Origin of the sequence: Pseudomonas sp. S8, from assembly GCF_050473925.1 — a bacterium.
Lineage (GTDB): Bacteria > Pseudomonadota > Gammaproteobacteria > Pseudomonadales > Pseudomonadaceae > Aquipseudomonas > Aquipseudomonas parakoreensis.
Genome location: NZ_JBFDVZ010000016.1, coordinates 274114 through 287012, shown reverse-complemented (window position 1 = coordinate 287012; position 12899 = coordinate 274114). Strand labels below are relative to the sequence as shown.

12 protein-coding genes and 2 pseudogenes are annotated in these 12899 nt (G+C 53.2%); 6 read left to right on the top strand and 8 right to left on the bottom strand.

What is annotated here, in order from left to right; all coding sequences use genetic code 11:
• Positions 1-136: 136 nt before the first annotated feature.
• The 3 genes and pseudogenes from AB1J88_RS02590 to AB1J88_RS02580 all read right to left on the bottom strand — a co-directional run bounded on the left by AB1J88_RS02590 (position 137) and on the right by AB1J88_RS02580 (position 2875).
• Entirely contained in the window at positions 137-916 is a 780-nt protein-coding gene (locus AB1J88_RS02590) for a methyl-accepting chemotaxis protein (protein WP_371260353.1), read from the bottom strand.
• 78 nt (positions 917-994) lie between these two features.
• Positions 995-2071: pseudogene (locus tag AB1J88_RS02585) on the bottom strand (methyl-accepting chemotaxis protein); the annotation flags it as partial.
• Between the two features lie 441 nt (positions 2072-2512).
• On the bottom strand, positions 2513-2875 hold the full coding sequence (locus AB1J88_RS02580) for a DUF6124 family protein (protein ID WP_222018841.1): 363 nt from the start codon (positions 2873-2875) through the stop codon (positions 2513-2515).
• 1147 nt (positions 2876-4022) lie between these two features.
• Between AB1J88_RS02580 and fdxA the strand changes: the two genes are divergently transcribed.
• The 6 genes and pseudogenes from fdxA (at position 4023) to AB1J88_RS02550 (ending at position 9074) form a co-directional block, all read left to right on the top strand.
• Positions 4023-4346: a ferredoxin FdxA gene (gene fdxA / locus AB1J88_RS02575; RefSeq protein ID WP_430290121.1), complete on the top strand. Its 324-nt coding sequence runs from the start codon at positions 4023-4025 to the stop codon at positions 4344-4346.
• A 255-nt stretch (positions 4347-4601) separates the two neighbouring features.
• Positions 4602-4676 (top strand): annotated as a pseudogene (locus AB1J88_RS02570) (hypothetical protein); the annotation flags it as partial.
• Positions 4677-5310: 634 nt separating this feature from the next.
• Complete coding sequence (locus AB1J88_RS02565) at positions 5311-5526, top strand: hypothetical protein (RefSeq protein ID WP_430290120.1); 216 nt, start codon at positions 5311-5313, stop codon at positions 5524-5526.
• A 123-nt stretch (positions 5527-5649) separates the two neighbouring features.
• Positions 5650-6597 carry a hypothetical protein gene (locus AB1J88_RS02560; protein WP_430290119.1) on the top strand — a complete coding sequence of 316 codons (948 nt, stop codon included), beginning with the start codon at positions 5650-5652 and terminating at the stop codon, positions 6595-6597.
• Between the two features lie 610 nt (positions 6598-7207).
• On the top strand, positions 7208-8428 hold the full coding sequence (locus AB1J88_RS02555; protein WP_430290118.1) for an AAA family ATPase: 1221 nt from the start codon (positions 7208-7210) through the stop codon (positions 8426-8428).
• A complete protein-coding gene (locus AB1J88_RS02550; protein WP_430290117.1) occupies positions 8421-9074 on the top strand; it encodes an HNH endonuclease in 654 nt (217 codons plus the stop codon). Before AB1J88_RS02555 ends, AB1J88_RS02550 begins: the two co-directional genes overlap by 8 nt.
• Here AB1J88_RS02550 and AB1J88_RS02545 read toward each other — a convergent pair.
• The 5 genes from AB1J88_RS02545 to AB1J88_RS02525 are packed head-to-tail and all read right to left on the bottom strand — an operon-like array spanning position 9064 to position 12899.
• Entirely contained in the window at positions 9064-10053 is a 990-nt protein-coding gene (locus AB1J88_RS02545) for a hypothetical protein (RefSeq protein ID WP_430290116.1), read from the bottom strand. The two genes, AB1J88_RS02550 and AB1J88_RS02545, sit on opposite strands and share 11 nt — an antisense overlap.
• Entirely contained in the window at positions 10026-10730 is a 705-nt protein-coding gene (locus AB1J88_RS02540) for a hypothetical protein (RefSeq protein WP_430290115.1), read from the bottom strand. The genes AB1J88_RS02545 and AB1J88_RS02540 overlap by 28 nt, the downstream gene beginning before the upstream one ends.
• A complete protein-coding gene (locus AB1J88_RS02535) occupies positions 10727-11275 on the bottom strand; it encodes a DNA-binding protein (protein ID WP_430290114.1) in 549 nt (182 codons plus the stop codon). Before AB1J88_RS02535 ends, AB1J88_RS02540 begins: the two co-directional genes overlap by 4 nt.
• Positions 11272-12195 (bottom strand): hypothetical protein, encoded by a 924-nt coding sequence (locus AB1J88_RS02530; RefSeq protein ID WP_430290113.1) that lies wholly within the window; start codon positions 12193-12195, stop codon positions 11272-11274. The genes AB1J88_RS02535 and AB1J88_RS02530 overlap by 4 nt, the downstream gene beginning before the upstream one ends.
• Positions 12192-12899 carry a hypothetical protein gene (locus AB1J88_RS02525; protein WP_430290112.1) on the bottom strand — a complete coding sequence of 236 codons (708 nt, stop codon included), beginning with the start codon at positions 12897-12899 and terminating at the stop codon, positions 12192-12194. Before AB1J88_RS02525 ends, AB1J88_RS02530 begins: the two co-directional genes overlap by 4 nt.

The window sequence follows — 12899 nt, the reverse complement described above, 5'->3', positions numbered from 1 at the left end:
GACGCCCCCTGAGAGCGGGTTGCAACCATCCATGGCCCAGAAAAAAATCACTGCACGGACCGGGTGGCGCCGCTTGGCGGCCCCCGCTTATACAGGCTGACCGGTCAATTCCGGCCAAGTTCATTGCGAAATGCCATCAGGTGCGGAAATGCGCCGTCATGCGTTGCAGGTCCTGCCCCAGCGACGCCAGCTCAAGGGTCGCAGCAGCACTTTCTTCGCTGGCGACGGCCGACTGATCAGCCACATCGCGCACGCTGACGATGCTGCGATTGATCTCATCGGCCACCGCACTTTGCTGCTCGGCGGCGGCGGAAATCTGCAGGCTCATTTGCTGGATCGTGCCGATCGACTGGTTGATCTCGGTAATCGCCTGCTCGGCCTTCTGTGCCAGCACCACGGTGTCCAGCGTGCGCTCGCGGCTGGATGTCATCAGCGTAGATGCCGCTTGCGTGCCCTGCTGCAGAGTGACAATCAGCGCTTCGATTTCCTTGGTCGAATCCTGGGTGCGCTGCGCCAGCGAGCGCACTTCATCGGCAACCACCGCAAAACCACGGCCCTGCTCCCCCGCCCGCGCCGCTTCAATCGCCGCGTTCAGCGCCAACAGGTTGGTCTGCTCGGCGACAGCCTTGATCACATCGATGACCTTGCCGATCTGCTCACTGTCCTGGGACAGCACGTTCATTGCCGCGCCCAGGTCCTCGATCGCCACCGACAGCTCGCTGATCTGCACAGTCGCCTGCTTGACCACCGCACTGCCGTGACGTGCCTGCTGATCGGCCAAGGTCGCGGCGGCAGATGCGTCGGTGGTGTTGCGCGCGACCTCCTGCACCGTCGAGGCCATTTCGTGCATCGCCGTGGCGACCTGATCCACCTCGACTTTCTGCTGGCGCACACCGGCGCTGGTCTGCTCACTCATCGCCGATAGCTTCTCGGCCGACGTCGAAATATGGGTCACGCCGTTACCGATTCCCTGCACCAGCGTGTTCAGACTTTGCGCCATGTCCTGCATCGCGTTTTGCAGATCGCCCAACTCATCCTTGCGGCTGGATTTGGCTTGCACCGTCAGATCGCCCTTGGCAATCCGCCGCGCCAGCTCCACCGTCAGCGCCAGCGGCCCGGTGATCTGCCGCGAAATAAGCACTGCAGCCAACAGACCGACCACCAGCGCCAGCACCGTCAGCACGGCAATCTGAATAAAAGCACGATGTTGATCGTCCCGCGCCAGACGCTGCTGGGTGTCCATCAGCCCGGTCATGATGCTGTCCATCGCCTGGCTCTGTTGATCCACCTGCTGGCGCAGGCTCTGCTTCTGCTCGAACAGCGCGGCAACCTCCACCAGCACCTCGCGATACCGCCGGATCCCGGCCTGCGTCTCTTCAAGCTGACTCGACAGGGCCGCCGGCAACCCGCTGCGCGCCTTGCTCATGTCGGCCAGGAAGGCATCAGTGGTGTCCAGCAGCACTTTTTTGTTGGCCTCACTCGGCACCGCGATATAACGCCGCAGCATCAGACGAAACATCGTCATGCCATTGCGCAGATCCGCCACCGTGCGCAAGTCCGCCACACGCGCACTATCGACTGACGCCAACGCACTGGCCGTGGCGCTCTCGAACAGCCTGTTGAAGGTCTCGGCGTACTTGTCCGACATCGCTCCTAACGGTTTCAGCGCATCGCTGGTCGCCTTGTCCGCCTCGACCAGACGCTTGACCTGCTGATCGTAAGCCAGCGTGGTGTCCTGCAAACGCTTCAAGGCCTGCTGGTTTTCCGCTCGCGTCAGAGTCTGCAAGGCCTTGGCGATCAGCCCTTGCAACACCGTCAGCCGCGACTGATAAGCCTCGGCAAACGCCGCGTCCGCCGCCGCCTCGTACTGCTTCTCCGACAACCGCATGTCCTGCGACGCATCGTTGAGCGTGCCGATCAGACGCGTGGTGTCCAGGCGATCCACCAGCACATTGCTGCTGTTATAGCCAATGAAGGCCACCGCCCCCACCGCCAGCAAAAGAACGCCAAACCCGGCCCCCAACTTTCGGGAAACCTTGATGTTGCCCAGGAAATTCGATGCTTCTGCCATGTTCAGCCTCTAACGCCCTGACGCGATTCAGCGTCAGGCACAAAAAGTAGATCTCTGATAACCGGAGTTACCGCTCATATTCGGGGGCGTCATCCTGAGCAAATGGCGGACAGCTCCAACTGTCCCGGCTGCAACAGACTGACGCGAAGAACCGTACCGACGGCGCACGCACCAGCGGACAAATCCAGGGTTTGCGCTGGATTTATCGTTTCAGCAAAGGTGTTGGAACGGATGCTATAAATTTTGGGAAAAGTTGTACAACTTTATATTTTTGTATAATCGTTGAACTTTTTTGAACGCGTGATGACGCATTGCCATCACTTTTTGTGGCACATCGCTATTGCTGCGTAAACAGGCTGAAATCCGCGATTTTCGGCGGTTGTTTTGCGCATCGACTGAGCGCCCTCCGCGACCCCGCTGCTTGCCACGGAGGGCAGCGGTCTACGCTTTGAGCTCGACGTTATCCAGCGCCTGATTCACCGCCAACTCCCCCAACATCACCACCTGCGCAATGCCCAGCAGCGTCTTGCGGTGCGAGACATCCAGCAACGCGGCGAAATCGTTGAGCATGGTGGTGGCGGAACCCAGGGATTCACTGGCGTTGGCGAGCAGGGATTCAGTGTCGTAGGCCGGGTTGGCGAGGAACATCGGTTTGGATTGATCGCCGCTGGCCATGATCTGGCTGGCCGGGGTGAGGTAGTGATCGAGGGCGCGCTCGGCGGCGTCGTGGAGTTTGCGGGAATCGAGGGATTCGTAGGGGGATGCGGGGTTGGATTCGGGTGGGTTGGGTGTTGGTTTGAACATGGATGAAACTCCTAACACTTTTAGTGAGGGCTTCACCCTTTCGCTACCAAACGAAGGGTGGCGGCCATGAACAGGTTGGTAGACCGGGTGTTAGGAGCCGGCGCGCCCGAAGACGCCCTGTACATGACCACCATAGACCCCGATCGACAGCACGATCGGTGATGGTGACGCTGTACATCTAACACGCGGGCTACCAAACCCGGTCACTGGTTTTCAGTGACCCGAGAACGATAGAACCCAAGGTCTAGACGTACAAGCCGGCGAATTCTGTCTTAGGTGTAGGGGGAGGCGCAAGGCGTTGTAGGGCTAAGGTAGTACAGATAACCACACTTTAAACAAGACGCATCTAAACCGTTTAAAATTTGGGAGCTTTGTCCCAAAGCGCGGTTCCAGGCAAGTCTGATAACGTCAGCACCGGTTCATTTGTTGACAGGTCTGGATGAAGAGCTTTCAGAAAGTGCTAAAGCACTTCAGCACGACTAGAAACGCAACCTCACCATGAAGTGACTTTATTTTGAAAACATAGAAATTACCGATCCACTACCGTCACGAACGAGAGCTTGGCACTCAATTGCATCTCCTATCTACTCAACCGTAGCAACCTATCCGTTATCATTAAGCGCCCGCGCCCTACACTACTTCGAATATTTCATAATATCGTCGACAGATCGTGTCGAAACCAAACTACCTGCCCTTCCTACTAGATCATAGAATTGCTGATCCGGGGTCGGACCGTCCCATGTGATCGCAACATTCGGTAGGCCAGTGGCGCAGCTAATAGACAAAGTTATGTATCCCCATAACGAAAGTGCGTTGTCTTTTTGCCTTCGGGTTGCCTATCCAGTGTCAAGTGACGCTCAGCCTGGAGTTTTGAAGGATTGACTCGCACTCTGCAAGTAGGCCGTTGAAAAGCGTAAAAAACAGCGTTTGTACCAACGCTGATCCAAAATTTACCGTTCATAAACGTACTTCCGTGATGATTTTAATAGCGCTCTAATAACTCAAAAAAATCGTATATATCGCAAAAAAATATAAAAACCTGTCATTTCTGGCAGTTCAAACCTCAACAAAAATAGTGCCAACTACCTTCTCCGACAACAAAACACATAACTACAGCAGCGAAACAAACAAAGCCTGGAGAATCAACATGACATACGTAGTGACTGACAACTGTATAAACTGCAAATACACTGAGTGTGTCGAAGTTTGCCCTGTAAATTGTTTTCATGAGGGACCAAATTTCTCGGTGATAGATCCCGAAGAGTGCATAGACTGCGGTGTGTGTGTGCCAGTATGTCCCAGCGACGCCATTTACGCCGAGGAAGACATACCTTCAAATATGGGAAATTTCATAGCAATCAACGCGGATCTCTCGCACAAATGGCCACAAATACTGAAAAAAAAAGCACCACTTCCTATGGCGGATGACTGGGTTCTCAAAGCAAATAAAATCGTTCTTCTGGAGCGCTGACAACACCTAGAGTTCTAACTAGTTCTCCGCTAAGTTTATCTTTCATAACGGGGACAGCCCGAGGAGAGCAATGCCGTGCTCCTCGAAATGCCCAAAAAAGGGTGGAAAAAGGGGTCAGATTTATTTACTACCAAGCATTCCCCGATGCTGATCCAGTTTTTTCAAGCACAGACCTCCACCAGCCTCCAAACCCGTCCGTCCCCCATTCCTGATAAACTCCCCCACCTCCCAGCCCCACCCAATCCAGAACCGCCAATGTCCCCTATCTCCGCCACACCCGCCCCACTCTCCCGCCGCTTCTCCGTCGCCCCGATGATGGATCGGACTGACACTTCTTTTACCTCCCGCAAATAAAGGGACGAACACCTCGCTGCCAGCCTGTGTACCAGTTGCGTACCATCTCTGTTTTCCTCCCTCCCCCTCCCATCGCTTCTGCCGATTGCGTTAGCAATTTTTCAGCAGCGGTTCTCGGCTCCAACCCTGGCACTGTCTATCGTCGGCAAAGGCGAGCCTTTGTGAGAGTTAAAACCGCGTGCATGAAAGGCCAGCAAACCTCCCCGTCTTCGCTTCGCCCCGTTTTCAGGTTGACCCCTGGGAAAAAGGTAATATTGGTAATTTCCATTTTTATCGACGATAAAACTCAATAAAATCAATAGGTTATATGAATTATTGAAAGGTAATAAAAGGGTAATAGAGGAGTTAGAAAATTACCCTTAGCCGTAGTAATTTCACGCCCCTACGAAAGTCTTTAAAATCAAGGACTTAGTAAAATATTACCTCTTCCCTTACCTAATATTACCTTCAAAGGTAATACATTGAGGCCACGTCCTATAAGGGCTGCAGCCATTCTTTCGCATCTGCTTACCAAAATTACCTTTTTCCCAGCACCGAACTGAAATCAGCTCCCCATTAGCTCCCTCAGGTGCCCTGCTATGCTTCCTGCTTTCCGAATGGAGTCGAAAGCATGGCCAGTGAATACTCCCTCCCCGTCGTCCTCGAAAAAATGTACGAAAACCAGTTGGGGCTTGAAGCTGCACTTATGGAATTGGTGCTCTTAGTCGAGCAACAGGGTTACAAGGTCGTGGGGGAAAATGCCCGCGGGGCACTTGAGCGCATTGGAGATAATTCTGGATTTATCAAACAAGGTTTGGCGCGACTTAAGTCACTTGAAAAGGACTAATTGAAACGTCAGAGCCGACCAGCCTTATAGAAAACTCACAACACGAGCAGCCTGTTTATAAATAAATAATAATGTGCTACGTTATGGCGAAATGCCATATACATTGCACAAAAAGGATTTCCAATGCACTTATTTAAAAAATATGTTTTTATACTTACTCTCATGTTAGCCCCTATGAGCTATGGTGCGTCTCCTCCTCAGACAAGCATCGTGCCAATTACGAAAAGCGAAACTATCGCGAGTTCACCACCTGAAGAAAAAAATACGGTTTTAGTTTCAGACCTAAAAGCCGAAATAAAAGTATTAAAAGCGCAAAACAAGCTAATTCGTGATTACCAAGGCTCAATGGCAGATACAGTTTACTGGGCGCTCGGAATAATTTCCGGCGTTTTTGCGATCCTCATGAGCTATAGCATATTCACTAACTTTAAATTTTATGAACAGGACAAAGCCAGATTAAAATCCGAGCTAGATAACGTAATCAATACGTTCAAGTCAGAATTACTTGTAAAGTTCGAACAAGACAAGAGCGACCTCGAAAAATCATTTGACTCGCGGAACGAAGCAAATATGAGAATTGTGCTTGACCAAGGAAGCGAGAGCAGAGCAAGAGTTGACGCAGTTCGAACAGAGCTTCAAAGCAAATTGGATGACGTTGTCAAAAAGCTAGAACTCCATGAAGCGAAGTTCTCTATCATGACAAAAAGCAACCATCAAGCTGAGTACGAGATGAGAACAGTTGAAGAAATGGTTTGGGAGATTAAAAATGTACCAGACTGTATTATATTGACTCAATGTCAAGGCATAAGAGCTTCGAAAGATGGTAGCTTCGACTATGCTACTAACACCGTTTTGAAGCGAATGAAAGAAACACTTCAAAAGCATTATATAGACAAAAAACGTCTATTGAAGCCCAATATTGTCAAGAGAATTGAGGATTCTTTGTTATTGGCCGGAGATAACTATACTCAGGCAATCCAAGAAATTAGGCAGATCGTCGACCTCGCATCAACTCTGGAAGCTCCAAATCCACATCCCTTGGGTGCTGCCGACCTTGGAGATTTACCTTAGGAATGGGCCTTCTACCCCCGAAACTGATTGGTTCGCTGCGAATAGGGATTTTTAGTTGATTATGACCGTTAGCTGGGTTGATCTTCGTGAGGACGTATTCGGTTAGCAAAATTGTGAAATCCGCAATTTTCCCTGCAGGCCCAATTATCTGGGCCTTCAAGGCACGTTAGCTCCTCGCTACGGTATGCTTACATCTCCTCAAACCAATTAATGAAAAATAAAAAATCTGCAAAACACGCATTTTAAATCGGCATTCCCCTGTATATCGGGGCGTTCGGCAAATCGGATCCCGGCCGATTTTTTTGGAGTGCTGCATAGGATCACTTCAATTTTTCGCAAAACACTGCATTGGGTGAAATTGCTGCGTAGCGCTGCCCCACCCCAGCCGGCTGAGGCGCAGTCCTGAACTTCACCCTTTCCGATATTGCACGAAACCGAAATGCAGACCCCGCCGGCGGGAGGGGGATAAGTGCTTTTTTACGCAAAATTTCTCCCACACGCATTCAGTTGGCGATGCCATAATCGAACACGACAAATTTGCGTCTCTTTCGAAGCAGAGCGAGAATTGCATGCCTCACATGCAATTGAATTTCAGATCAAGGAGGAAATTGTGGGAAGTATTCAATTTTTGCATTGCAATATAGATAACATGCAACGCTCGGTAACTATTAAACCTCGCGGACGAAATATATTAATCGTCGGCCAAAACGGCTCTGGCAAAACATCTTTCCTGGTGAAGTTAAGCGAAGGGTTGCGCGATTACTTAAATCATGGCCACAGCACCGAAAAACACAATAAGTCACAAATAAAAGATTACTTAAAGCATATAAAGAGCTACCCCGAGCACGAACAAAGCTATTTAGTTCAAATAAAAGACCTGCGTGACACATGGAAAAAACAGAGAAAAAGTATTTTTTTTAAAATTAGCGATGTTGAAAACCTATCAAAATTGACGCGCAAAAACTTGATAGTAATGAAATTTTTCAAAGCCCATCGAAAAGCTGCCATAAAAAAAGTTACATCCGTGAGCGGATCAGTTAATGGCAGCATTAGCAGTTTTGGAAATAGCGAACTAGCAGCAGATCTAGAACAGCATTTAGTAAACCTGAGAGTTAGAGCCGCGCTAGCGTTCTTGAAGGACGGGGAAGATTCGAGAGCTGAGACTATCGAAAAGTGGTTTGATAAATTTGAAAGCGACATACAGTACCTATTCGAAAATGACACCGTGCGGTTGAAATTCGACGCTGATCAAATGAGATATTACATAACGCAAGAAGGGCGATTGGATTACAGCTTCCAAGAGCTTTCATCCGGATACTCAGCTATTTTTGATATATTTGGAGATTTAGTAGTTCGAGCAGAATACCTCGACCTGACACCAAAAGAACTTTCCGGAATCGTCATCATTGACGAAATAGACGCTCATCTCCATGTCTCCTTGCAACGCAAAATTTTGCCTTTTTTCATACGTTCCTTTCCTAACATTCAATTCATAGTTTCTACTCACTCCCCTTTTGTATTATCGTCAGTGGATGACGTATTGATTTATGATATTAGTTCAGGGCATTCTGCTTTAGATCTTTCGATGTATTCTATCGATGCTATTACAGAAGGACTATTAGGTGTTCCTCCTATTTCAAAAAAATTAGAGGAAACCATAAAAAGCCTAAGCGAAATTACGAATAGAGAAGACTTCGACCTTGCTGTCGCAGCGGAGATAATCAGCCGTCTATCACCGTTCTCAGACTCTCTCGATGACGAATCAAAAATGCACTACGAAATAGCACGCAATAAGGTACTACGAGAAAAAGCGAGGGGAAGCGATGTTTAATGTAACTCGCAGAGAAACATCCCCCGAGTCTCTCAACGAAAAAAGCTGGAGAGGAAAAGATGTTGCAGAGGCGTTAAGGATCGACTTCTTAGACAAGTGCTATTTATGTGAAAGCAAAGAGACATTGAGCTTCAACATTGAGCACTTCGACGCTCATAGAGGAGATGACGAAAAAAAATACGAATGGACAAACTTGTTTTTTGCGTGCGCCAGATGCAACAACTTCAAAGGCACCCGAGCGAATATTTTGGACTGCACTGACCCAGCCAATGACGCACTAAGACTAATCAAGCATACGCCACCGACCACCCCCTATTCTCAAACTATCATTATCGAACCAATGAGTGACGACCCTGTAGTTATAGAAACCGCCGACCTCATTAGAGAGATATTTAATTTAGATGACACGGGAAACAGGATGGTAGCGGGCGCTTACTTAAGAAAGAAGGTATTTAGGCGTTATTATGAATTACTGAGGCACATCAACACATATGAAGATGATTACAGCTTGCCGCGGGACAAGGATTTAGCTCTCGAACATATTAAGAATTTGATGTCAAAAAAACATGAATATTCTGCATTTTTAAGATGGGCTGTATTAGACAGCCCCGAACTGGCGGGACTCGTAGAAGACTTTATTGATTAGGCATCAAGGTTATCGATTTCAATTTAGTTGAAAGATTCACAGCTTGCGCTGCCTTAGCGGTGAATAATTCGGAATCCGAGGAAGTGGGCGCTCCTCCAAGCGTATGAGTATGAATAGCTAGCTGGGTGCTCATTTGATGAAGAACATCCAGCGCTTCGCATACAACTTGGAACAAGTTGAGTTCTTCGGAGCCGATCCAGTTTTCGGGCGCCTGCATACGCTGACTGATCGCGCTCACACTTTTACGCAACCCCTCGATCCGCTCCTGCATGTCCCCACCTACCGTGGCGTTGTGCTTCTGGCCAACGACCAGGTTTAAATCCCGGCCGGTCGCCTGATGTAGATCGTCAACCGCCGCTAGGCTCGCAGATCCGCCCGACAGAAGCTTGAGCGCGCCGAGCGCCTCGATCGACTTCACACCACCCACCCTCTCGCTCGAATGGTCGTCTACTTCCCGTATGTGGCTCTGGAACTGCTCGCGGTTGTCCAGGGCTTCAACCTCGCGTTCGATGGCCTGATCCCGGATCTTGCCGTCGGTCTGCCGCAGCCAATTGCCGTCTGCATCGACGCGCTGCTGGGCGGCGCCGCTGTGCTGCCACACCTGGTCACCTTTCGGCACCTTGGGCATGCTCAGGCCGTGCGGCAAGATCGATTGAATGTAGGGCTTATTCGGCAGGCCGTATGCAAAACACACCACCACCCGCGTGCCTTCCTCCGGAAAAGCATAAATGCCCATGTCCTCGCCCCCCGTAGGCAGCGGCAGCGGAACACCTGTGAGCGGCGGCATGGCTGGATCTGGCTCGTCATCGGCGCCCAGGACTTCAATGTCGACCGCGTAGCGCGGACGAAAGTCGTCGCAGATCCCAGCATCTGCAGGCGCATCGGACACGGCGAGGACGCGGGCAAAGCGTGGTAGGTGGTAACCACCGGTGAGTTCGGGAAACTGGCGCTCTACTGCGCGGCGGATTGCGTCTTCCATCGGATGGCCATCTGGTCATTGGCGAGCGCCACGCTGGTAATGCGCTCGCCGTTGTTGATCATTGCACCAGGTCGCAACCCGGGAAGGGCCGCCACCATCGCGCTCTGGTTGCCCTGGTAGCCGTCGAACAGCTCCGTGGGGATCTGCAGCGCCGCCCGGGCGCCAAAAAAACTGTCGGCCCAGCTGCCGGCGAACACTTCGCCGTTGCCCAGCTGGTGCCAGGTGAAGTCGGGAATGCTGAACACGCGGGCCAGACTGTCCATCGCCTGGTAACCGGCGGCGAGGCTGTAGAAATACGGTGCTTTCACGCCGGCATAGGGTTGATCCGGAACACGAAAACGCAGCCCGGTTTGCTCACTGATAGCGGCCAGCACGGCGCGCAGGTCCACGTGGCGTAGGTTCAGCGGCAAGGGATTGGCCAGCACAGCGGCAAGCTCGCGGCAGAACAACACCTGCTCCACCGCGTTGGCAGCGGTGCAACGCTCGACGTAGCCGATGAAATGGCGCTGCAGCGTCCGATCGTTGTAGCCGATATCCAGTGTCACCAATCCTTTCAACGGCTCGGCAGACTGAACGGTGAAGTTCGCCCGCCCTGGACTGGTGGCGTCCAGCCGGACGTCCTCTTTGACCAGAGGAACAGGCGCGCCATTGATCGACAGAACCTTGTGCAGCTTCACTTCTGCTCACTCCCAAGCCACTTGTCCACACGACCCAGCACCTTTTCAAAGCCACTCAGTTCCGGACTGTCGCCAGAGCCAGAGCCGGAACTGCCACCCTCCCCGACCGCGCTGCCCGGTGCGCCCTGGGCATCAACCTTGTTGCCGGCGCGTCGTCCCTCGACCTTTTCCGGGTTCGATTCGCGCTCGCTGAGGGTGAATTGCACCAGCCAGGCTTTCAGGGTGTCGGCTTCCCGGGCGCTGACGCCTTCGGAGAATTCGACCTGGCGCACACCAAACGCCTCGGCGGTGTCGTTCACCACGCGATACAGATGGAGCTGGCCACCGCTCGCCGTGGCTTCGGCCAAGCGCATCAAATCAGTCAGTTGCACCCGATCAACGTAGGGAATCATCAGCGACACGGCCAGCGTCTTGGGCTTGAAGCCCTTATGCGCCTTGTCGGTGTTGCTGGTCTGCCCGGACATGTCGCCGCTTTCGATTCGCAGGTTGGCCGTGACCTTGAGGTTCTTCCCCTGGACTTTTTGCCCGTCGAGTAACAGCGTCATAGGCCCACCAGCTCTTGTACAAAACTCAACCCTTCCTTGGTGCCGACCAGCAGCATTCCCGCGCACTGCACCCATTCATGCCCCGGCGCGTCACCGCTCAGCAGCTCCTGGCGCAGCTCGCTGGAATTACCCGGGCCGATCAGCCGTGCGCGGATGCTGATATCCGGATTGCCCTCGGCCAGCAGGTTTTTCAGGTCGACCAGTTGTTGATCCCGTCCCTGCTGCTGGGCGACCTTGCGAGCGGCCAGCGCTGCCAGATCGGCCAGCGGTGAACTATCGGCGGCGTAGCCCTCCAGCACGGCCAACTGGCCGGCCATGGACTGTTTCGCGGCCTTCACCACCGTGCAGCGCTCCAGCGGCAGGGCTTGCCAGCGCGGGAGCGGGCCGGCGCTGGGAATCTCCCACTTATCGCTCTCCAGTTTCATCAGGTGCTGGGCGCGCCGCTCCGTGCGCACCAGGTCGGGAATCGGCAGCAATGCATTGAACCGGGACAGGCCGCTGGCCAACTGTTCCAGGCGCGTGCCCAGGAACAGGATCGACAAGGCATATTGCGGCCCCGCCGGACGCCCATTGTCGGTCGCGTCCTCCAGCTTTCTGGCCAGGTGTTCCAGCACGTTCGGCGCCGAAAGGAAGCGCTGATAGCCTTGGCCCTGGCCGATACCGCTTTGAAACGGTGTCACCACCAGGCACGCCGGCACCTGGCCCAACTGATCGGCCAGCGCCGCCCGACCGGCTTCAATGGCGCCTTTCGCGGCATCCGCAACTGGCCCCGGGTTGGTGTTGGCCAGCCCGTCCAGACCGGCCAGCCGTTGCGCGGTGCTGGCCAGCTCGCCGGTGGCCAGATCCTTGGCGGCGGACAGCCCGCCCATCCATTGCGTGGCCTGCTCCGGCCAGCGCATCGTCACCGGTGCCCAATTCATGCCGGAGGCGTCCAGGTGATGGCTTTCATGGCCTTGAGGTTTTTGTCTTTCAGCGCTTTATCCACAGCCTGACGCAACGATTCCGCGCACTGCTGGGCAGCCTGGCGAAAGCGCACCAGGTCATGACTGACCTTCTGCAACTGGGCGATAGTGTGAGGCCGGAAGGCCAGCACTTGGTCGGCGTCGGTGCACGGGTAAACGTCATCGACTCCCAGCAACACCTGGGCGTTCAGGTTTACTTGGTCATCGATGGCGCTGCTGTAGCGGTGCACGTCGCCCAAGGCGCTGGAGTTGAATCCGCCGGCGATGTACGTCGCGCAACCGGCGCCGATCGCCTGAAGCTTTTGGTCTTGGAGCGCGGCCAGCACCGCGTCGATGTCATCGACCCATTGCCCGTCCTTCCAAATCTGGTTTGGCCCGGGCTTGTTCATGGTGTGCCCCGCCGGCACCGGTTCAAAGCCTTCGAGCGTGCGCGGTTCACCGGTCGCGGTGTTGTACACCACGACGCCGCCGAAGTAGTCCACCAGCTGCCAGGTTTTGCCGTTCCACCAAGCGGCTTTGTGCTCAGGGATTGCCGGCGGCGCTGTTTCTACGCAGCCGCCCGGGATCATGTAAACGCCAGGCTCCAGCGGCGATTCGTCGGCCCTCACAGCGCCGACCAGGATGCCCAGGTGGTTGGTCTGATAGACGAGCTTTTCAGTCAT